The organism is Streptomyces sp. WMMB 714, from assembly GCF_900090125.1.
Classification (GTDB): Bacteria; Actinomycetota; Actinomycetes; order Streptomycetales; family Streptomycetaceae; genus Streptomyces; species Streptomyces daqingensis.
Genome location: NZ_FMHJ01000020.1, coordinates 40,142 through 60,513, shown reverse-complemented (window position 1 = coordinate 60,513; position 20,372 = coordinate 40,142). Strand labels below are relative to the sequence as shown.

Here is a 20,372-nt window from a genome sequence, read left to right as displayed (position 1 = left end):
TGTCGGAGTCGCCCGAGTACGCCCAGTACGAGGACGATCCTCCGCCTGCCATCTGGACGCACCGGGCGCCGCTCGCTGATCCACGAAGATCCAAACGACGCACCCCAGCGGTACGGCCCGGGCGCGGTCGCGCCCGCGCCGGAGGCCGCCGGGCGCGGTACCGTCGTGTCCGAGCCTGGCGAGTGGCAGGGCAGGCGCCAAGAGCGAGCATCCGTTGGGGATTTGGTGGGGATCGAGAGCGATCAGCTCGTGTTCGACTACCTGAGCCGGATCGGCGATCTGGCGCACAGTACGTCGATGACGGCCGCCGAGCGCGCACGGCTGGTGAACGGGCTGCGCGGCGAGATCGACCGGATGCGGGCCGAGCAGGGCGGGGCGGAGAGCAAGGCCGCCGTGCGGAAGATCCTCTCGCGGCTGGGGCGGCCCGAGGACGTCGTCACGGGAGCGGGCGGTTCCGTGCCCGCGCCGCGCGGCGGCACGTCCGGCGGCGGCTCCTCGGGCAGCGACCGGTATGGCGGCGACCGGTACGGCGGGGGCGCAGGCACGGGCGGCGGCACCGGTTCCGACGAGCCGAAGGTGTCGCTGTGGAAGCGGGGCACGTCGCGGCGCGGCCTCCCGGACGAGCCGTCCGCGCCCGCCGTGCCCCCGGTCACGGCCGCCAGGGGCGCCTCCGCACCGCATCTCGCGGGGATCGACGAGCTGGGGCCCGAGGAGTCGAACCCGGACTGGTGGCGGATCGACCCCAGCCCGTACGGCGACGGCGGCGGACGCACCTTCGGCAAGCCCGTGCCCGGCTTCGTCGGCGGCATCGAGATACCGGAACTGCTGAAGCCCCCGCCGGGGCCCGGCGAAGAGGGCGGCCGGGGCAAGGACGGCGCCGGGGCGGCGGTGCCCGGCGGGCGCGAGCCCGGCATCCCCGTCGACATGGTCAAGGACGCGGGCGGCGGCGCGGCCGCGGCGGCGGGCGCCGCCGGCCGGCTGCGCGGCCTGTGGCGGGGACGGGCGGCGCCGGGTGGGCAGGGCGGCCCGCGCGCCGGCGGGATCGTCGAGTGGACGGCGGCGCTGCTGCTGGTGGCGGGTGCCGTGGCGGGGTCGCTGATCCCGCTGGCCGTGGGGTGGCTGGCGGCGTGGTGGTCGCCGAGGCTGAGCCGCATGGAGGCCAAGTGGGCCGCGGCGGGGATGCCCGCGCTCGTCGCGGGCGGCGCGGTGGTGTGGGTGTGGGGCCGTATCGACGGCCGCTGGGGCGAGCGGATCCCGCAGGGCGGGGACGCGCTGGGGCAGGCGCTCGTCGGCGCCTGGCCGGTGCTGCTGAAGATCGCGGCCGTCGCCAGCGCGCTCTTCCTGGCGTGGCGGGCCCGGAGGCCCAGGGGGTGAGCCCGTGGCCCGGCTGACCGTGGCGACATGCCAGTTCCCGGTGAGCGCGGACATCGCGCGCAACGGCCGCTACGTCATGCGCCAGATGCGCACGGCGAAGCAGCGGGGAGCGGACCTCGCGCACTTCCCGGAGGCCTGCCTGCCGGGCTACGCGGGCACCGACTTCGCGAGCCACCGGGGCTTCGACTGGGAGCTGCTGCGGTCGGTCACGCGCCGTGTCATGGAACTGGCGGGTGAGCTGGGCCTGTGGACCGTCGTGGGCTCGGCCCACCCTCTGACGGGGGAGCGCAGACCGCACAACTGCCTTTACGTGATCGACGATTCGGGTGCCATCGCCGACCGCTACGACAAGCGCTTCTGCGCCGGCGACGCCACCGGCAGCACGGGCGACCTGGCGCACTACACGCCCGGCGACCACACGTGCGTCTTCACCGTCGGGGGAGTGCGCTGCGGCGCGCTGATCTGCCACGACTACCGCTACCCGGAGCTCTACAGGGACCTCGGGCGCCACGGCGTGCGGCTGGTGCTCCACTCGTTCCACGCCGGGAACTGCACGCCGCGGCGGGCCGCCGCGATCCGCGCCGAGCTGGGCGAGGACGTGGAACGTCTCAACCGCGGAGGGGTGTTCAGCCATGCCACCGTCACGCAGCGGGCCATGATGACCGCCGAGGCCGCCGCCAACCACATGTGGATCAGCTGCCCCAACACCTCGGCCCGCGAGAGCTGCTGGGGCGCCTTCTTCGTGCGCGCCGACGGCATGACCACCGGCCGCCTGCGCCGGAACCGTGCCGGGGTGCTGCTCTCCGCCGTCGACACGGAGGAGGAGCTGTACGACTCCACCGCGGCGTGGCGCGACCGGGCGGCGTCCGGGGTGCTGCACAGCGGCACGGTGGTGGACGATCCGCGTTCCGCGCGGCGGACGGAGCTGTAGCGCGGCGGCGACGGGGCGGCCGGCGGTGGCTTCCGGCGCGCAGGGCAGAATGCGCGGCATGGCACCACAGGCACCGCCCCCGCACCGCCAGGGCGCCGGCGACGGCCCCACCGTCGGCTTCGACCTCGACATGACGCTGATCGACTCCCGGCCCGGCATCCGCACGACCTACGAGGAACTCTCCGCCGCGACGGGCACGTACATCGACGCCGAGCTGGCCGTCACCCGTCTCGGACCGCCCCTGGAGCAGGAGCTGGCCCACTGGTTCCCCGACGAGCGGATCGCGGAGGCCGGCGAGCTCTACCGCGCGCTGTACCGGCGGCACGGCATCGAGCCGGCACTGGCCATGCCGGGCGCCCGCGAGGCCGTGGCGGCTGTCCGCGAGGCGGGCGGCCGGGCCGTCGTGGTCACCGCCAAGCACGAGCCGAACGCGAAGCTGCACCTGGAGCATCTCGGCATCGAACCGGACGCCGTGGTGGGCTGGTTGTGGGCCGAGGCGAAGGCCGAGGCGCTGAAGGAGCACGGCGCGAGCGCCTACGTCGGCGACCACACCGGCGACGTACGGGGTGCCCGGACCGCCGGCGTCGTCTCCGTCGCCGTGCCCACCGGGCCGTGCGGCGCGGAAGAACTGCGGGCGGCCGGCGCGGACGTCGTGCTGGAGGACGGACTCAAGGCCTTCCCCGAGTGGCTGGACTCCTTCCGCCGCTCCCGGACGGCGTGACCGGGCGGCGGGGCGGAGCCGCGGCAGCGAGCGGGGCCCGGCGGGCGGCTCAGCGCACCGGGGCGTTCCGCGCGGCCGAGCGCGCCTCGCGCCGCTGGGCGGCGGCGGAGCGGACGACCCCGCCCGCGGCCACGGCGAAGCCCACGCCCATCAGCATGCAGACGAAGTAGGCGGGGGCGGGGAACGGCTCCGTCCCGAGGAAGAGCGGGGCGACCGTGACGAGTGTGGCGAGTGCGCCGACGAGGAAAATCACGCCGCCGATCCGCACGAGAAGATCACCGGCGCCGGACGTTTCAGTGTTCACACGGCCAGGGTAGATCGGTGGGAACTGTACGGAGGAACACTCGGCGGATCCCCCGGGCCGGCGGCCCGGTGGTACCCCCGGTCTCCGGGCGCCGGGGGGCTAGCCTTGGCGGTGAGCGGGTCATTCGGCCCGCTCGCTGCTCTTCGGAGTCCGGTTCAGGACGAGATCGCAAGCACTCACCGATCACCAGCTTTCAGGACGCAGCCGAGGCTGCCCGGCAGTACGAGGACGAGGACGACGTGCCTACCGGCAAGGTCAAGTGGTTCAACAGCGAGAAGGGCTTCGGCTTCCTCTCCCGCGACGACGGCGGCGATGTCTTCGTGCATTCCTCCGTGTTGCCCAGCGGGGTGGACGCGCTGAAGCCGGGCCAGAAGGTCGAGTTCGGTGTCGTCGCCGGGCAACGCGGCGACCAGGCCCTCTCCGTGAGCGTGCTGGACCCGGCTCCCTCGGTCGCGGCGGCGCAGCGGCGCAAGCCCGACGAACTGGCCTCCATCGTCCAGGACCTCACCACGCTCCTGGACGGCGTCTCGCACTCCCTCGAACGCGGCCGCTACCCCGACAAGCAGCACGGACGCAAGATCGCCGGAATGCTGCGGGCCGTCGCGGACCAGCTCGACGTCTGAGCCCCGGGCCGCTCTCCCTCAGGGGAAGCGCAGCGCGTCGTCGGTGAGGGGCGGCACGAGCCCCTCCGCCGCGGCACGGGTGAGCAGTCCGCGTACCGCCGCGATGCCGTCGTCGCCGAGGTCGGCGGTGAACTCGTTGACGTAGAGGCCGATGTGCTGGTCGGCGACGGCCGGGTCCATCTCCTGCGCGTGCTCGAGGACGTAGGGGCGCGACGCCTCCGGGTCCTCCCACGCCATCCGCACGGAGGCGCGTGCGGCCTCGGCCAGGGACAGCAGCGTCTCCGTGCCCAGGGACCGCCGCGCCACGATCGCGCCCAGCGGGATCGGCAGACGCGTCGTGTTCTCCCAGTGCTCGCCCATGTCGGCCAGCTTGTGCAGCCCGTACCGCTGGTACGTGAAGCGTGCTTCGTGGATGACGAGCCCGGCGTCGACCCTGCCGTCGCGCACCGCGGGCATGATCTCGTGGAACGGCAGCACGACGACCTCGCCGACGTCCCCCGGCACCTCCTCCGCGGCCCACAGCCGGAACAGGAGGTACGCGGTGGAGCGCTCGCTCGGCACGGCGACGGTCCCGCCGTGCAGCGCGGCGGCGTCCGTCTCACCGCGCGTGAGGACGAGTGGGCCGCAGCCGCGGCCGAGCGCACCGCCGCAGGGCAGCAGCGCGTACTCGTCCAGGACCCAGGGCAGCACGCCGTAGGAGATCTTCAGGACGTCGAGTTCGCCGCGCTGCGCCATGCCGTTGGTGACGTCGATGTCGGCGAACGTCACGTCCAGCGGCGGGGCGCCCGGCACGCGGCCGTGCGCCCAGGCGTCGAAGACGAAGGTGTCGTTGGGGCACGGCGAGTAGGCGATGCTCACCGTGCGGTCCGGCGCCCGCCGGCCGGGGACGTGGGTGTGCGCGCTCATGCCTTCCATGCTCGCAGCACGGGCAGCAGCGCGGCGCAGCCGCCCCCGAGGGCCGTCAGCGCCTCGTCGATGCGCCACGAGTCCCGGTCGCGGGGCCCGCAGGGGTTGGAGACGGTGCGCAGTTCGAGCACCGTCACGCCGTGGGCCGCGGCGGCCTCCGCGACGCCGAAGCCCTCCATCGCCTCGGCCGCCGCGTCCGGGTGGCGGGCGGTCAGCTCCTCGGCGCGCTCGGCCGACCCGGTCACGGTGGAGACGGTGAGGACGGCGCCGGCCGCTGCCCCCGCCGCCTCGGCCGCCGCGCGTACGAGCTGCTCGGGCGGCCGGTGCTCCACCGTGCCGAAGCCGAGTTCCGTGACGGAGGCGAAGCCTGCCGGTGTGGCGGCCCCGAGGTCGGCGGCGACGATCGACGTGGCGACGACGGTGCCGCCCGGCGGCTGCCCGAACCCTCCGGCGATACCGGCCGAGACGACGGCGTCGTACGGCTCGCCCGCCGCCGAGGCGGCGGTGAGCGCCGTGGCGGTGCCCGCGGCCGCGGCGGCCGGGCCCACTCCGGCGGCGAGCACGTCGGCGACGAGCGGGGCTTCGCCGTGACGGGCGTGCGCGCGGTGCAGGGCGTATCCGGTCTGCCCGGACGGCAGCGGCACGGGCTCCGCACCGCCGAGGCCGGAGGCGACCGCGTCGCGTTCGGCCGGGACGGCGGTCACGATCAGGACGCGCACCGCGCGGGAGGGTGCGCCGGGAGACGGGGACGGCGACGGGGGCACGGCCGGGTCACCCCGCCCGTCAGCCGGACTTCTTCAGGTCGAGGTGCCAGACGCTCTTGAAGTCCTTGCCTTCCGTCTGGACGACGCTCACCTGGGCCGTCTTCTTCGCCTTGCCGCCGCCGCCCGCGGACTGCTGCTGGAAGAAGGCGTCGCCGTTGAAGGTGTAGTACGTCTTGTGGATCGGGTCCGGCACGGCGGGACGGCCGTCGACCACGAGGAGCCAGCCGGTCTCGGCGGTGTCCGGCTCGACGCCGAGGCGGAGTTTGTCGCCCGCGCCGACCCGGACCGTCGTGCCGGCCTTCTCGCCCAGGCACTTCTTGGCCTCGCCGGTCGGCAGCGTCTTGCCGTCGTCGTAGCAGGCGGCCTCGGTGGTGACGGATTCGCTGTTCACGGTCGCGGTCACCAGCGGAGTCGGCTTCTCGCACGCCGACAGGGCGAACAGGCCGAGGGCGGCGGCCCCGACGGCAGTGACCCGGGAGCGGAGGACCCGCCGGGAGATCGCGTAGCTCATGTGCGGCAGGCTACCGGGCAGTCCCGGGCCGTCCGGCGGGCGGGTGCCCGGTCAGGCGATGCGCGGGTGCGGGGAGCCGTGCCGGGCCGACCGCAGCAGGTTCCGCACGGACAGCGCCACACCGGAGGCCACGAGCAGGGCGCCCACGCACATGCCGAGCGTGCCGATCAGCGGCAGCGAGATGCCCAGCCCGCCGCCCACGACCCACGACATCTGCATCAGCGTCTCCGAGCGTGCGAAGGCGGACGTGCGCACCTCCTCCGGCATGTCCCGCTGGATGAGCGCGTCGAGGGAGAGCTTGCCGAGGGCCTGGGTGATCCCCGCCGTGGTGGCGACGGCGACGAGCGTGACCGTGCCGTAGAGCACGGACGCGGCGACGGTCGCGGTCAGCGCCAGGGAGAGGACGCAGGCGATGATCAGTTCCGGGGCGCGGGCCTTGAGCCATGAGCCTATGGCCGTCCCCAGCGCGTTGCCGCCGCCCGCCGCCACCGCCACGACGCCCAGCGAGACCGCGCCCGACAGTCCGCTGAGCGGCTGGTCGCGGAGGAGGAAGGCGAGGAAGAAGGTGAGGAAGCCCGAGAGTCCGCGCAGGGCGGAGTTGGCGACGAGGGCGCTGCGGACCGGGGCGCCGACGGTGCGCAGCCCGGGCCGCCGCTCACGGGCGCCGTCGCGAGGCTCGTCGCGCGGCGCCTTGCGCAGCGAGACGACTCCCGGTGCGAGCTGCGCCTTCCGCTCGCCCTTCGCGGAGTCGACCTTGCCGGGCAGGGTGAACGACAGGAAGGCGCCGAGGGCGAAGACGGCGCACGCCCCGTAGAGGGGCCAGTGCGATCCGATCTGGTGCAGTCCCGCTCCCAGCGGCGCCGCGGCCCCGGTGGCCACGAGCCCCGCGAGGGTCACCCGGGAGTTCGCCTTCACCAGCGAGAAGGCCCGCGGCAGCAGGCGCGGCACGACGGCCGAGCGCACCACCCCGTACGCCTTCGACGACACGAGCACCGCCAGGGCCGCCGGGTAGAGCTCCAGATCCCCGGTCTCCACCGCCCCGGCCATCGCCAGGGCCAGCAGCGCCCGCGCGAGCATCGACGCGGCCATGGCAGCACGCCGCCCGTGCGGCACCTTGTCCAGGAGCGGGCCGACGACGGGGGCGAGGAGCGCGAAGGGGGCCATCGTGACGAGGAGGTAGAGCGCGACCCTGCCGCGTGCCTCGCCGGTGGGTACGGAGAAGAAGATGGTGGAGGCGAGCGCGACCGTGATCAGCATGTCGCCCGCGGAGTTGACCGCGTGCAGTTCGATGAGCTTCCCCAGCCCGGACTCGCCCGCCCCGTGCGCGTGCGTGACGCGCCGCAGGCGCCTGGCCACCGCCGCGGGTGGCCGTCGCACGGCACGCGCGGCTCCGCGAAGCTTCTGACGCAGGCGTCGGGGCTCGGCAGCCACGAGCTTCAGTTTGCCCCACGGGCCGCGTGCGATGCGGAGAGTCCACGCCGTACGGGGCCTCCGGGGGAATCCCTCGACGAGTTCCGCCGATTGTGTGGGGTAGCGTGGTCGGCGGTGCGCTCCGCACGGCCCCGAGCGGGGCGCGGACGTCGCAGCGGCTCCCCGGTCCCGCTCCGTCCGCATTCCGCACGTCCCTTCCACGGCCGCCGTACGGGAGAGCACGCCGACAACGGCGCTATGGCGTAGGAGAGACGATTCTTGTGAGTGCTGCATGAGTGCCGCGACGCGAAGCGGCCGTACCCGCCGCTCCTCCGTGCCCGACCGGCTGTGCGCCGAAGCCGTCGATCTGGCACGCGAAGCCGTCGAGGCGGTCGCCGCACCAGGCGAGCTCGGCGAACACGTGGACGTCGTCGCCGACGGGGACCGCGTCGTCACCCACCTCTTCGAATGCCTCGTGCCCGGCTACAGGGGGTGGCGCTGGGCGGCGACGGTGACCCGCGCATCACGGGCGAAGTCGGTCACACTGGACGAAACCGTTCTGCTTCCCGGCCCCGACGCCCTCCTCGCGCCCGAGTGGGTCCCCTGGAGCGAGAGGCTGCGCCCCGGTGATCTGGGCCCCGGCGATCTGCTGCCCACCGAGGCGGAGGACATCCGCCTCGAACCGGGGTACGCCGGCGACGAGACGGCGGACCTCCCGCGGGCGGACGGGGCAGCCTCGACGCCGGCCCCCGGCCTCGAAGACCTCGTCGAGGAGGAGGACGTCGATCTGCGGCCCGGCTCGCCCCGGGACGTCGACGCCGTGGCCTCCCCTCCGGAGCGCGGCACGATCGCGGCGGTGGCCGAAGAGCTGGGCATGGCCCGGCCGCGCATCCTCTCCCGGTACGGGCTGCTGTCCGCCGCGGAGCGCTGGGAGGAGGAGTACGGACCGGACACGCCCATGGCGCAGTCCGCTCCCGCGAACTGCGTGACCTGCGGTTTCCTCATGCCTCTCGTGGGGTCGCTGCGGCAGGCGTTCGGCGTCTGCGCGAACGAGTACAGCCCGGCCGACGGGCGCGTGGTCTCGCTCGCCTACGGCTGCGGCGGGCACTCCGAGGCGGCGGTCATGCCGAAGACACCGCAGCCTCCGCCGCCCGTCATCGACGAGACGCGGGCTGACGAGCTGTCGTAGGTCCCGGGCCGCGGGCGGCCGGGCGGGGGTGGCGGGACGACGAAGGAGACGGCGATGGTTCAAGGCGGCGCACACGCGGACGTGTTCGGCACGGCACGGCTGAGGCGGAGCGTGCTCGACGCCTGGACGGCGTCCCCGGCGCGTTTCCGGGAGGACGCCAACGCCGAGCAGGAGCTGGCCCTCGGCGGGTACCGCGACCGGCTCGTCGTCGAACTCGCGCAGAACGCCGCCGACGCCGCCGCCCGCGCGGGAGTACCGGGACGGCTGCGGCTCACCCTCCGCGACGGCGTGCTCGCCGTCGCCAACAGCGGTGCCCCGCTGGACGCGACGGGCGTGGAGTCGCTGTCGACGCTGCGCGCCTCGGCCAAGCGCGAGGAGCGGGACGGGGAGGCGGTCGGCCGGTTCGGTGTCGGCTTCTCCGCGGTCCTCGCCGTCACCGACGAGCCCGCGGTCCTCGGACGCACCGGCGGTGTGCGGTGGTCGCTCGCGGAGGCGCGGGATGCGGTGCTCGAAGCGGCGGCCGAAGTACCCGCCCTGGGCGAGGAGTTGCGCCGCCGCGACGGTCACGTCCCGCTGCTGCGGCTGCCGTCGCCCGCCGAGGGCACGGCACCCGAGGGCTACGAGACGGCCGTCGTGCTGCCCGTACGGGACACCGCCGCGGAGGAGCTGGCGGAGCGTCTGCTCGACGCCGTGGACGACGCGCTGCTGCTGACGCTGCCGGGCCTCGCGGAGGTCGTGGTCGAGCTCCCCGGACAGGGCGCCCGGACCTTCACGCGCCACGACCTCGGCACGGGCACGGAGGGCGCGGACCCGGGAACCGCTGCCGGCGGCCTTCCGGACGTCGTGGCTCCGGAGTCCGGCGGCTCCGGAGCCGTGGAGATCCGCTGCGAGACGGGCGACGGAACGGGCACCGTCCGGCGCTGGCGGGTGGCGCGCGCGAGCGGGAGCGCCGCCCCGGAGCTGCTCGCGGACCGTCCCGTCGAGGAGCGCCTGCGTCCCGGATGGTCGGTGACGTGGGCCGTCCCCGAGGAGGACGGGCGCCCGGTGCGGCCCCCGACCGCGGCGTACGTCCACGCGCCGACGCCGACCGACGAACCGCTGGGCCTTCCCGCGCTGCTCATCGCGGGCTTCCCGCTGGACCCGACGCGGCGGCACGTCGCGCGGGGACCGCTGACGGACTTCCTGCTGGAGCGCGCCGCCGACGTGTACGTGCGGCTGCTGCGCGACTGGCGGCCCGTGTCGCCCGGCCTCGTCGACCTCGTGCCCGGACCGCTGGGGAAGGGCGAACTCGACGGCGAGCTGCGCCGCCTGCTGCTCGACCGGCTCCCCGACGTCCCCTTCCTCTCCGGCGCCGCGACCGGCGACGACGGCACGCCCGTCGTGCTGCGGCCCCGCGAGGCCGAGATCGCCGAGGGCGCGGGCGCCCGTACGGTCGGCGTCCTGGCGGAGCTGTTCCCCGGCCTGCTGCCGGCGGGGCTGGAGCGGCGGACGGAGCTTCGGGCGCTGGACGTGGCGCGGGTGCCGCTCGGCGAGGTCATCGACCGCCTCGCGGGTGTCGAGCGGGCGCCGGACTGGTGGTGGCGCCTGTACGACTCGCTCGCCGGGGTCGACCCCGACCGCCTGACGGGGCTGCCCGTACCGCTGGCCGGAGGTGCAGGCGGCCAGGGCCGGACGGGGCCGCGTACGGCCGTCGGCCCGCGCCAGGTGCTGCTTCCCCTGCCGGACTCCGCCCTGGAGCAGGAACGCGCGCGGCAACTGGCCCGCCTGGGACTGAAGGTGGCGCACCCCGACGCCTCCCACCCCCTGCTGGAGAAGCTCGGCGCGACGGGGGCCACGCCCCGGGCCGTGCTGACGACGCCGCAGGTGCGCGCGGCCGTCGCCGCGTCGCTCGACGACGGGGACGCCTGGGACGACGGACTCGGTGAGGACGGCCAGGGCCCCCTGGACGCCGAGGAGCTGGCGGAGGCCGTGCTCGGACTCGTACGCGACGCGGGCCTCGCGCCCGGGGACGAGCCGTGGCTGGGCGCGCTGGCGCTCCCCGACGAGGACGGCGAACTCGCGCCCGCGAGCGAACTCGTCTACCCCGGGAGCCCTTTCGAGAGCGTCATCCGCGAAGGCGAACTCCTCGCGTGCGACGCGGAGTTGTGCGAGCGCTGGGGCGAGCAGCCGCTGACCGCCGTCGGCGTGCAGGCCGCTTTCGCGCTGGTGCGGGCCACCGACGTGGTGCTCGACCCCGACGAGATGGAGCCCCGCGAGGCCGACTTCGCGGAACCCGACGACGTGGGGCTGCTCGACGCGGTCGACGTCTGGTGCGAGGACGTCCTGGACCAGCTCCCCGAGAGCGGGGCGGCGGTCCCGCCCGTGGCGTCCGAACTCGTGGCCGTACGCGACCTGGACCTCGTCGACGACGACTGCTGGCCCGCGGTGCTTGCCATGCTCGCCGAGCCGCCGCTGCGCGACGCGCTCACCGCACCCGTGCGCGTCCTGCTGCCCGACGGCGTCACCGAGACCGTGCGCCCGTACACGGCGTGGTGGCTGCGCGGACACCCGGTGCTGGACGGCCGGCGCCCCGCCGGACTGCGCGCGGCGGGCGGCGACCCGCTGCTGGACGGGCTCTACGAGGAGGCGGACGCCTCCGGCTTCTCCGACGCGCAGGTGCTGCGCGCACTCGGCATCCGCACGTCGGCGGCGGCGCTGCTGGAGGAGCCGGGCGGCGCGGCGGAGCTCCTCGGGCGGCTCGCCGAACCGGACGTGGAGGTCGGCCACGCCCAACTGCACGGTCTGTACGGGCTGCTGGCCGGGCTCGATCCGGACGAGGTGACACTCCCGGACGAGCTGCGCGCCGTGGCGGCGGCCACCGGCGACGTCGAGGTCGTGCCGAGGGAGGAGGCGCTCATCGCCGACGCCCCCGACCTGGTCCCGCTCGCCGGAGGCCGGATGCTGCTTCCCGTACCGCCCGCCGGAGCCGCGGGGCTCGCGGCGGTGCTGGACGTGCGCCGCCTCGGCGAGGCCGTCCCCGGCACCGTCGACGAGGCGGCCTCCGGGGAGGGCACGGAACGCGCGGTGCCCGACGCCGTGCGCATCCTGCTGCCGGACGCGCCGCTGACGTACCGCGAGCACGACGAACTCGTGGCCGACGGCGTCGACGTGGACTGGCGCCTGACACCCGACGGCGTGCTCCACGCGGCGACGCTGGAAGGCGTGGCCGCCGGGCTCGCCTGGTCCGCCGGCCACTGGGCGCGCCGCTTCGAGGTGGCCGCCCTGCTGGAGGACCCGGGGCGCGTGTCCGAACTGGAGCGCGCCCGCTGGTTCGGCTGAGCGGCCTGCGGGGGAGGGGCCCGGCGCATGTCCGGGCGGGCGCCCGGCAGCGATGAGTTCCGGGCCGCCCGCAGGTCATTCCGGGCATGACTTCACTTTCCCTCACGACGTTCCTGTCATTGGACGGGGTCATGCAGGCGCCCGGCGGGCCCGGCGAGGACACCAGCGGCGGATTCGACCAGGGCGGCTGGCTCGTGCCGTACGCCGACGCGGAGATGGTCTCCTTCATGAGCGAGACGATCGCCGCCGCGGAGGCGTTCGTCCTCGGGCGCCGCACGTACGAGATCTTCGCCGGGCACTGGCCGAGCGTGACGGACCCGGACGACCCCATCGCCACCAGCCTCAACAACCAGCCCAAGTACGTCGCCTCGACGACCCTCACCGACGCGGAGTGGCACAACACGACCGTGCTCGGCGAGGACGTGCCGCGGCAGGTCGCCGCTCTGAAGAAGGAAACGGCGGGGGAGCTGCAGATCCACGGCAGCGGACAGCTCGCACGGTCCCTGATGGACCACGACCTCGTCGACGAGATCCGGCTGCTGACCTTCCCGGTCGTTCTCGGCACGGGCAGGCGCCTGTTCGCGGAGGGTGGGCTTCCCACCGCTCTGGAACTCACCGGCAGCCGCACCACGGGAACCGGGGTCGCCATCCACACCTACAGGTGGTCGGGCCGCCCGGAGTACGGGTCCTTCGAGCTGGAATGAGCCGTACCGGCTCCGCGAGGCGCCTGCCCTACCGCTGGGCCCGGCGGCCGGCGGCCGGCGGCCCGTCCGCGTGCCGCCGCGGCTACCGTCGGGCGCATGGGTACCGAGGAGCCGCCGGGGGAAGCGGAACGCGAGCCGGGCCCGCCCTTCACCGAGGGACGGGCCCGCGCGCTGCTCGCAGCGGCGGGGGAGCGGGCCGGAACCGGCGGGGCGGAGCTCCTCGCGCTCGGTGAGAACGCCGTCTTCGCGCTGCGCGCGGCGCGGGAGACCGGGGAGCCCGCCGTCGTGCGCGTCGGGCGGGGCCCGTGGCAGCACGAGCGGGCCGCACGCGAACTGCGCGTCGCCGCCTGGCTGGAGGAACGAGGAGTGCCTGCCGTACGGGCGGCCCGCCCCGGTGTCACCGTCGTCGACGGGCACCCCCTGACCTACTGGCGGCGCCTGCCCGGCCCCGTACGGGCAGCCACGCCCGCGGACCTGGCGGAGCTGCTGCGCCTCGTCCACGCCCTGCCCGCCCCGCCGTTCCCCCTGCCGCGCCGGGACCTGCTCTCCGGCGTGGAGCGGTGGCTCCGGCTGGCGGGCGAGGCGGTCCCGGCCGAGGACGCGGCCTGGCTGCGGACGAGGCGCGACGAGTACGAGGCCGCCGTCGCCCGCCTCACGCCCGTGCTGCCGCCGGGCCCCGTCCACGGCGACGCCCTGCCCCGCAACGTCCACGTCGGCCCCGGCGGACCGCTGCTGCTGGACCTGGAGACGTTCTGCGACGACATGCGCGAGCACGACCTGACCGTCCTCGTCCTCAGCCTGGACCGGTACGGACTGCCGGTACGGGAGTACGACCGCTTCGTCCGCGGCTACGGCTGGGACGTCCGCGAATGGCCAGGCTGCACGGTCCTCAAGAGCGCCCGGGAGACGGCCAGCTGCGCGTGGGTGGCGCAGCACGCGCCCGGGAACCCCGCCGCGCGACGGGAGTTCGACCGCCGGGTGGCGTCACTCCGGGAGGACGACGCGACGGTGCGCTGGCACGCGTTCTAGCGTGCGGGCGTGGCGGCCGGTTCGTGTGGCCGGCCGGCGGCGTTCCAGCTGTACCGGCCGAGGGAGCCGCGGCGCACTGGCCGAGCGAGCCGCGGCTCAGCGCGTCCGGCTCCGGCTGCGGCGCCTGCGCAGGGCCTTCGCCGCCGCGCTGTCGCGTTCGCCGTGCCGCGGGTGCCTCACCCACCGCCAGACCGCCTCCAGGGACACGGCTGCCACTGCGGCGACAACCACTCCCGTCCAGGGCATGACCGTCCCGACGAGCTTCAGGGCGAAGAAGTGCTGCAGCCACGGCGTCACCAGTACGGCCAGGAAGCACAGCCCCATCGTCAGCACCAGCAGGACGCGCCACCACGAGTAGGGCCGGGCCACGATCGCCAGCACCCACATGGCGATCAGGAAGAGCGTCAGCGTCGCCACGCTCGTCTCGGCGGCGAGCGAGCCCTTGCCCGTGTAGTGGTGACGGGCCAGCAGATACGTCGCGAACGTGGCCGTCCCCGCGATCAGCCCGGCCGGCACCGAGTACCGCATGACCCGGCGTACGAAGTGCGGCCGGGCCCGCTCGCGGTTGGGGGCGAGGGCGAGGAAGAAGGCGGGGATGCCGATCGTCAGCGACGAGAGCAGGGTCAGATGGCGCGGCAGGAAGGGGTACGGGACCTGCCACAGGATCACCAGCGCCGCCAGCAGCACCGAGTAGACGGTCTTGGTCAGGAACAGGTACGCGACCCGCTCGATGTTGCCGATGACGCGCCTGCCCTCGGCCACGACGGACGGGAGCGTCGCGAAGCTGTTGTCGAGCAGCACGATCTGGGCGACGGCCCGCGTCGCCTCGGAGCCCGTGCCCATGGCGACCCCGATGTCCGCGTCCTTCAGGGCCAGGACGTCGTTGACCCCGTCGCCGGTCATCGCCACGTGGTGGCCGTGGGCCTGGAGGGCGGCCACCATGTCCTGCTTCTGACGGGGCGACACCCGCCCGAAGACCGTGCCCTTCTCCAGCTCGCGCACCATGCCCTCTGCGTCGCCCGGAAGCCGGCGGGAGTCCACGGGGTGCTGCGCGCCGGGCAGCCGCAGCTTGGCGGCCACTGCTCCGACCGAGACGGCGTTGTCGCCCGAGAGGACCTTCGCGGCCACGTCCTGCTCGGCGAAGTAGTGCAGTGTGTCCGCCGCTTCGGGCCGCAGCCGCTGTTCGAGCGTCACCAGGGCGGCCGGCTCGGTCCGCCGGAAGGCCTCGTCACCGGCACTGCCCGCCCGGTCCGGGATGCCGTCCGCGGAGGCCAGCAGGAGCACGCGAAGCCCCTCGCGGCTGAGCCGGTCGACCTCCCCGAGAACGGGATGGTCCGGCGGGAGGAGGACGTCGGGCGCGCCCAGCAGCCAGCTTCGGCGGGTGCCGTCCGGCTCGACGAAGGTCGCGCCGCTGTACTTGCGTGCGGAGGAGAACGGCAGGGACTGCTCCGTTCGCCATCCCGCGGAGCTGCTGCCAGGGGAGCCGGACCCGTCCGGGGAACTTGCGGAGTCCCGGGGGCCGGACCCGTCCGGGGAGTACGCGTCGACGATGGCGCGCATGCTGGCGTTCGGACGCGGATCGGCCGAGCCCAGCGCGGCCAGCACGCGCTGCAGATACGCGGTGCCGGGCGACCCGCCGGCCTTGCCGTCCTGGAGGGCCCGCACGCCGGTGACGTCCATGCCCCCCTCCGTCAGCGTGCCCGTCTTGTCGAGGCAGACGACGTCCACCCTGGCGAGGCCCTCGATGGCCGGAAGCTCCTGGACGAGGCACTGCCGCCGCCCCAGCCGGACGACGCCGATGGCGAACGCGATGGAGGTCAGCAGCACGAGCCCTTCCGGCACCATCGGGGCGATGCCTCCGACCATGCGGCGGATGGCGTCGTCGATGTCGTGGTGGCGGAGCAGGAGCTGGCTCAGCACCAGTCCGGTCCCCGTCGGAACGATCATCCAAGTGATGTACTTCAGCAGGTCGTTGATACCGCTCCGCAGCTCGGAGTGGACGAGCGTGAAGCGGGACGCCTCCTCCGCGAGCTGCGCGGCGTAGGCGTCGCGCCCGACCCGCGTCGCGGTGAAGGCGCCGCTTCCGGCGACGACGAAGCTGCCGGACATGACCCGGTCGCCGGGGCGCTTGAGGACGGGATCGGCCTCGCCCGTGAGCAGGGACTCGTCGATCTCCAGGGTGTCGGACTCGGTGACCTCGCCGTCCACGACGCACTTGTCGCCCGGCCCGAGTTCGATGAGGTCGCCGAGCACGATCTCGTGGGTGTGCAGGTCGCGCGTCGCACCGTCCCGTCTGACCTTGGGCCGGGCCTCCCCGATGACGGCGAGCGAGTCCAGCGTCCTCTTGGCCCGGAGCTCCTGGACGATGCCGATGAGTGTGTTGGCCAGGATCACGAAGCCGAACAGGCTGTCCTGGACGGGGCCGACGACGAGGATGAGCAGGAAGAGCACGCCGATGACGGCGTTGAAGCGGGTGAGGACGTTGGCTCTGACGATGCTCGCCGCGGAGCGGCTGCTGCGCACCGGAACGTCGTTGACCTCGCCGCGCGAGATCCGTTCCCCAACCTCCGCGGTACTGAGTCCACGCGCCGGTCGGGGCGCGGACCGCCCCTCTTCCCGCTGTGTCATGCCCCGACGTTACGGGCGCTTCATGACCCTTGTCCCGTTTCGCCGGGCGCGTTGACGGTGGTGAGCGGGCCACGCGTGCCTACGGGGCGCCGTCCCGAGGAGACGCGTCGCGCCGGGGAGCCGCTTTCGGGGGCGGCAGGGCCGCGCTCCGCAGCGCGTTGCGCAACGCGGAACTCAGCGGCTCCGGCAGGGGCTCCCCCTGAGTGCTCATCACCAGCGCCGAGGCCACCTTGTGCAGCTTGACGTTCGTGTGCTGCGAGACGGTGACCAGGAGCTCCCAGGCGGTGGGCGGTGTGCAGCGGTACGCGGCCATCAGGACCCCGTGGGCCTGGTCGATCACCGAGCGCGTCTCCATCGCGCGGCGCAGCTGCTCCAGTTCGGCATGCGGACTCCCGGCGTCGCCCATGCTTGCCCCGATTCCACTCAGGGTGCCCGGTGGTGCACCTCTGTCCCAGCGGGTGTATGGGCATATGCCCGATGAAGGGATCATACTCAGCCACTTCCGGTGGTCGGAACCGAGGCGGGGGCGGGGGCGGCTCAGCGGGGGACGAGGCCGAGGGCGAGGTGGAAGCGGTCGATCGAGCGCCTGCTGACGTCGGGGTCGTCCAGGACGCGCCGCCACCTTGGAGGCAGTGCGGCGGAGTCGCCGCCCACCTCGCGGGCCGCTTCCGCGTGGGCCCCCGCGCCCTCCCACTCGGCGTGGTTGAGGACCGGGTCCCGTCCGTGCCGACGTGGAAGTGCGCCGAGACGGGCCCCGGATGCGGCGCGGGATCCCCCTCCATGGCCTCGAACACCGTGTCGACCCAGGGGTGTTGGCGGTCGGGGCCGGGCCGTCGGGCCCGTCGAACTCCACGTCGACGATCGCGACGCAGCCCGGCGTGCGTCTCCGTGGCGGATCGGGCACTGCGGTGGCGGTGCGTTCTGCGGCAGCGGTCATGGCGGGATGCTCACACCGCAACGGATGTTGAAGTCAACGCTCTCGGGAAACGCCGGCCGGGGGAGGCCGCTCAGTCTCCGGACGGCTGCTGCGGCCCGCTGCTCTCCTGCTCCCGTTCGCGCCGGATGCTCCGCTCCCGGGCCCGTACGTACCACCAGCCGAGCAGGCCGAGGCCGGCGCCGGCGGCGCAGGTCCAGATGAACCACTCGTGGCCGTGGCGCGCGTACCAGTCGTAGAAGGGGAGCTGGCCGAGGAAGAGGAGGAACCACAGTCCGGTGCCGACGAGGACGGTGCCCGTGACGGGGCCCTCCAGCGGTTCGGGAGCTTCGCGCTCGCCGTCGGTCCACCGGTCCATGAGACCCATCGCCGCAGCTCCCTCGCGCTCGTCGGCTCGAATGTCCCGCACAGCCTAACCAGGCGCCGCAGAGCGGTGGCAGGCAGTGCCTCTACGCGCGGAGATGGCGTTCGGCGACTCCGTTTGCTCATACTGACCGCAAATCGGATTGATTGATTCCGCTTGGCTTTCCGGTGTGATCCGGTTCGCTTCCCCCCTCAGGGCCTGCAGCGCCGCAGTCCGTCGCCACGCAACAACCGAGGTCACTCATGCCCTCTCTGGACGCCACCCCCGTAGACCGCTTCTTCCAGATCTCCCGGCGGGGTTCCACCGTGGGGCGGGAGGTGCGGGGTGGCCTGGCCACCTTCTTCGCGATGGCATACATCATCGTGCTGAACCCGATCATCCTCGCCTCGGCGGAGGACAAGTTCGGCCACAAGCTCGACAACGCGCAGCTCGTCACGGCGACGGCGCTCGTCGCAGGGCTGACGACCGTGCTGATGGGCCTCATCGGGAACGTCCCGATCGCGCTGGCCGCCGGACTCGGCATCAACGCCGTCGTGGCGCTCCAGCTCGCACCGAAGATGAGCTGGCCCGACGCCATGGGCATGGTGGTCCTGGCGGGGCTGGTGCTGATGATCCTCGTCGCATCAGGGCTGCGGCAGCGCGTGATGGACGCCATCCCGGCGGGCATGCGCCGCTCCATCGCCATCGGCATCGGCCTCTTCATCGCGCTGATCGGCCTCGTCGACTCCGGGTTCGTCACCCGCAACCCCGACGCCGCGAACACGACGGTGCCGCTCGGGCTCGGGCAGGGCGGTCAGCTGAAGGGCTGGCCGGTCCTCGTCTTCGTGCTGGGCGTGGCCCTGATGTTCGTGCTCGTCGTGCGGAAGGTGCGGGGCGCGATCCTGATCGGCATCGTGACCATGACCGTCGTCGCGATCGTCGTCAACGCCCTGGCGGAGATCCCCGGCGAGGCGTGGGGGCTGGCCGTGCCGAGGGTGCCGGACTCGCTCGTCAGCACCCCCGATTTCGGCCTGGTCGGGCAGGTCAGCCTCTTCGGCGGCTTCGGGGAGGTCGGTGTGCTGACGGGCTGCCTGTTCGTCTTCACCGTGCTGCTCTCGGGCTTCTTCGACGCGATGGGCACCATCATCGGCGTCGGCGAGGAGTCCCGGCTGACCGACGAGAACGGCCAACTGCCCGGCATGGGCCGCATCCTGATGGTGGACGGGGTGGGTGTCGCGGGCGGCGGCCTCGGCTCGTGCTCGGCGAACACCTGCTTCGTCGAGTCCACCGCCGGCGTAGGAGAGGGCGCGCGCACGGGGCTCGCCAACCTCGTGACCGGCGGCCTCTTCCTGCTCGCGCTCGTCCTCACCCCGCTCGCGACCATCGTTCCGTCCCAGGCGGCGACGCCCGCGCTCGTCGTCGTCGGCTTCCTCATCATGGCCTCGAACGTGGCGTCGATCGAGTGGGGCGATCCCACCGTCGCCGTGCCCGCGTTCCTGACCATGGTGTCGATGCCCTTCACCTACAGCATCACCAACGGCATCGGCCTGGGCATCCTCTCCTTCGTCCTGCTGAAGGCCGTGACCGGACGGTTCCGCGAGGTGCCGTGGCTGCTGAACGCCGTGGGGTTCTGCTTCCTCGTCTACTTCATGCTCGACCCCATCGAGCAGGCCCTGGGCGTGCGCTGAGGCCCGGCGGGTCCGTGCTCCCGCGGCGGTCGGTGACGGCCGGGTCCGCCGCCTCCGTACGCCCGGAGGAGCCGTAGAAGCGCTCCGTCCTCTCCAGGGACGCCTTGAAGCGCTCGTCGAAGTCGTCGCGCACGAGCGTGCGGACCACGTAGTCCTGGACGCTCATGCCGCGTTTGGCGGCGTGGTCGTGCAGCCTGTCGAACAGCTCGCTGTCCATCCGCAGGCTGAGCACCTTCGAGGTCATCGAGGTCATGCGCTCAACGGTCCCGGTACGGGCGGGGGTGACACGTCAGATTTCCGTGCGAACTCACTCGTATGTGTGATTCGAGAGACAAGGCGTGACCCCGCTTCCAGCTGTTCTTTAGCTTGGGTAATGAGTTACGCTAACGACATGCCGGAAACGCCCGAGCGCACCACACCCCCACTCCGCGACAGCGAACCCGACATGGCAGCTGTGAACGCTCTGCGTACCGGCGTCATGCGCCTCTCGCGGCGCCTGAGGCACCAGCGTGTGGACGAGTCGCTGAGCCCGACCGAGATGTCGGTGCTCGGCACCCTCGCCCGCTGCGGTTCCGCGACGCCCAGCGAGCTTGCCCGCAAGGAGCACGTGCAGCCTCCGTCGATGACTCGTATCGTCGCGATGCTGGAGGCCAAGGGGCTGGTCCGCCTGGAACCGCATCCCGAGGACCGCCGCCAGAAGACGGTCACGCAGACCGAGCGGGCCGAGTCGATGCTCGCCGCGAGCCGCGAGAAGCGGAACGCCTGGCTGGCCGAGCTCGCCGGACAGCTCGACGAGGACGAGTGGGAGCGGCTGGCTGCCGCGGCCCCCGTGCTGGAGAAACTCGCCCACTCATGAGGAGCAGGACAAGACGCACACGCCACGACGGAGAAGAGGAGGCGAACCTGATTTGAGTACGGGCAACGGAGCACATTCCGCACCCGCACCACAGGACGAGCCCGCAACCGACACCACGACCCGCGCCCCGGCCACCGCC

Annotated in this window: 18 protein-coding genes and 2 pseudogenes; 10 read left to right on the top strand and 10 right to left on the bottom strand. The window is 73.7% G+C overall.

Annotated elements, in window-relative coordinates; genetic code table 11:
• The first annotated feature begins 225 nt into the window (after positions 1–225).
• The 3 genes from H181DRAFT_RS27355 to H181DRAFT_RS27345 are packed head-to-tail and all read left to right on the top strand — an operon-like array spanning position 226 to position 3,026.
• A complete protein-coding gene (locus tag H181DRAFT_RS27355; RefSeq protein WP_045867123.1) occupies positions 226–1,374 on the top strand; it encodes a hypothetical protein in 1,149 nt (382 codons plus the stop codon).
• A 4-nt stretch (positions 1,375–1,378) separates the two neighbouring features.
• A complete protein-coding gene (locus H181DRAFT_RS27350; protein ID WP_074468071.1) occupies positions 1,379–2,305 on the top strand; it encodes a carbon-nitrogen hydrolase family protein in 927 nt (308 codons plus the stop codon).
• A gap of 58 nt (positions 2,306–2,363) precedes the next feature.
• Positions 2,364–3,026 carry an HAD family hydrolase gene (locus H181DRAFT_RS27345; protein ID WP_045867145.1) on the top strand — a complete coding sequence of 221 codons (663 nt, stop codon included), beginning with the start codon at positions 2,364–2,366 and terminating at the stop codon, positions 3,024–3,026.
• A gap of 49 nt (positions 3,027–3,075) precedes the next feature.
• Here the strand turns inward: H181DRAFT_RS27345 and H181DRAFT_RS27340 are convergent, their stop codons facing one another.
• The gene (locus H181DRAFT_RS27340) at positions 3,076–3,330 is read right to left on the bottom strand and encodes a hypothetical protein (protein ID WP_074468070.1); all 255 of its coding nucleotides are present in this window, start codon (positions 3,328–3,330) and stop codon (positions 3,076–3,078) included.
• 239 nt (positions 3,331–3,569) lie between these two features.
• Between H181DRAFT_RS27340 and H181DRAFT_RS30195 the strand changes: the two genes are divergently transcribed.
• On the top strand, positions 3,570–3,953 hold the full coding sequence (locus H181DRAFT_RS30195; protein ID WP_045867121.1) for a cold-shock protein: 384 nt from the start codon (positions 3,570–3,572) through the stop codon (positions 3,951–3,953).
• 18 nt (positions 3,954–3,971) lie between these two features.
• Here the strand turns inward: H181DRAFT_RS30195 and H181DRAFT_RS27330 are convergent, their stop codons facing one another.
• From H181DRAFT_RS27330 to H181DRAFT_RS27315, 4 genes are all read right to left on the bottom strand, one after another.
• The gene (locus tag H181DRAFT_RS27330; RefSeq protein ID WP_045867120.1) at positions 3,972–4,859 is read right to left on the bottom strand and encodes a 1,4-dihydroxy-6-naphtoate synthase; all 888 of its coding nucleotides are present in this window, start codon (positions 4,857–4,859) and stop codon (positions 3,972–3,974) included.
• Positions 4,856–5,578: a futalosine hydrolase gene (locus tag H181DRAFT_RS27325; RefSeq protein WP_045867119.1), complete on the bottom strand. Its 723-nt coding sequence runs from the start codon at positions 5,576–5,578 to the stop codon at positions 4,856–4,858. Before H181DRAFT_RS27325 ends, H181DRAFT_RS27330 begins: the two co-directional genes overlap by 4 nt.
• A gap of 64 nt (positions 5,579–5,642) precedes the next feature.
• Positions 5,643–6,134 carry a hypothetical protein gene (locus tag H181DRAFT_RS27320; protein ID WP_045867118.1) on the bottom strand — a complete coding sequence of 164 codons (492 nt, stop codon included), beginning with the start codon at positions 6,132–6,134 and terminating at the stop codon, positions 5,643–5,645.
• Between the two features lie 51 nt (positions 6,135–6,185).
• A complete protein-coding gene (locus H181DRAFT_RS27315) occupies positions 6,186–7,544 on the bottom strand; it encodes an MFS transporter (RefSeq protein WP_254666987.1) in 1,359 nt (452 codons plus the stop codon).
• Positions 7,545–7,836: 292 nt separating this feature from the next.
• Here H181DRAFT_RS27315 and H181DRAFT_RS27310 point away from each other — a divergent pair.
• The 4 genes and pseudogenes from H181DRAFT_RS27310 to H181DRAFT_RS27295 form a co-directional block, all read left to right on the top strand.
• Positions 7,837–8,715 (top strand): annotated as a pseudogene (locus H181DRAFT_RS27310) (DUF3027 domain-containing protein); the annotation flags it as partial.
• A gap of 72 nt (positions 8,716–8,787) precedes the next feature.
• The gene (locus H181DRAFT_RS27305; protein WP_045867116.1) at positions 8,788–12,051 is read left to right on the top strand and encodes a sacsin N-terminal ATP-binding-like domain-containing protein; all 3,264 of its coding nucleotides are present in this window, start codon (positions 8,788–8,790) and stop codon (positions 12,049–12,051) included.
• Positions 12,052–12,137: 86 nt separating this feature from the next.
• Positions 12,138–12,755 (top strand): dihydrofolate reductase family protein, encoded by a 618-nt coding sequence (locus H181DRAFT_RS27300; RefSeq protein WP_045867115.1) that lies wholly within the window; start codon positions 12,138–12,140, stop codon positions 12,753–12,755.
• Positions 12,756–12,851: 96 nt separating this feature from the next.
• On the top strand, positions 12,852–13,784 hold the full coding sequence (locus H181DRAFT_RS27295; RefSeq protein ID WP_045867114.1) for a phosphotransferase enzyme family protein: 933 nt from the start codon (positions 12,852–12,854) through the stop codon (positions 13,782–13,784).
• Between the two features lie 96 nt (positions 13,785–13,880).
• On the opposite strand, the gene H181DRAFT_RS27290 is transcribed toward H181DRAFT_RS27295, so the two are convergent.
• The 4 genes and pseudogenes from H181DRAFT_RS27290 to H181DRAFT_RS27280 all read right to left on the bottom strand — a co-directional run bounded on the left by H181DRAFT_RS27290 (position 13,881) and on the right by H181DRAFT_RS27280 (position 17,713).
• The gene (locus H181DRAFT_RS27290; RefSeq protein WP_078896013.1) at positions 13,881–16,412 is read right to left on the bottom strand and encodes an HAD-IC family P-type ATPase; all 2,532 of its coding nucleotides are present in this window, start codon (positions 16,410–16,412) and stop codon (positions 13,881–13,883) included.
• Between the two features lie 79 nt (positions 16,413–16,491).
• Entirely contained in the window at positions 16,492–16,818 is a 327-nt protein-coding gene (locus tag H181DRAFT_RS27285; RefSeq protein WP_052708772.1) for an ANTAR domain-containing protein, read from the bottom strand.
• Positions 16,819–17,075: 257 nt separating this feature from the next.
• Positions 17,076–17,295 (bottom strand): annotated as a pseudogene (locus H181DRAFT_RS30095) (antibiotic biosynthesis monooxygenase); the annotation flags it as partial.
• A gap of 124 nt (positions 17,296–17,419) precedes the next feature.
• The gene (locus tag H181DRAFT_RS27280; protein ID WP_045867113.1) at positions 17,420–17,713 is read right to left on the bottom strand and encodes a hypothetical protein; all 294 of its coding nucleotides are present in this window, start codon (positions 17,711–17,713) and stop codon (positions 17,420–17,422) included.
• A 239-nt stretch (positions 17,714–17,952) separates the two neighbouring features.
• Between H181DRAFT_RS27280 and H181DRAFT_RS27275 the strand changes: the two genes are divergently transcribed.
• The gene (locus tag H181DRAFT_RS27275) at positions 17,953–19,377 is read left to right on the top strand and encodes an NCS2 family permease (RefSeq protein ID WP_074468069.1); all 1,425 of its coding nucleotides are present in this window, start codon (positions 17,953–17,955) and stop codon (positions 19,375–19,377) included.
• Here the strand turns inward: H181DRAFT_RS27275 and H181DRAFT_RS29595 are convergent.
• Complete coding sequence (locus H181DRAFT_RS29595) at positions 19,337–19,609, bottom strand: hypothetical protein (protein ID WP_368073306.1); 273 nt, start codon at positions 19,607–19,609, stop codon at positions 19,337–19,339. The two genes, H181DRAFT_RS27275 and H181DRAFT_RS29595, sit on opposite strands and share 41 nt — an antisense overlap.
• 159 nt (positions 19,610–19,768) lie before the next feature.
• Here H181DRAFT_RS29595 and H181DRAFT_RS27265 point away from each other — a divergent pair, with 159 nt between their 5' ends.
• On the top strand, positions 19,769–20,233 hold the full coding sequence (locus tag H181DRAFT_RS27265) for a MarR family winged helix-turn-helix transcriptional regulator (protein WP_045867112.1): 465 nt from the start codon (positions 19,769–19,771) through the stop codon (positions 20,231–20,233).
• Positions 20,234–20,372 lie beyond the last annotated feature (139 nt).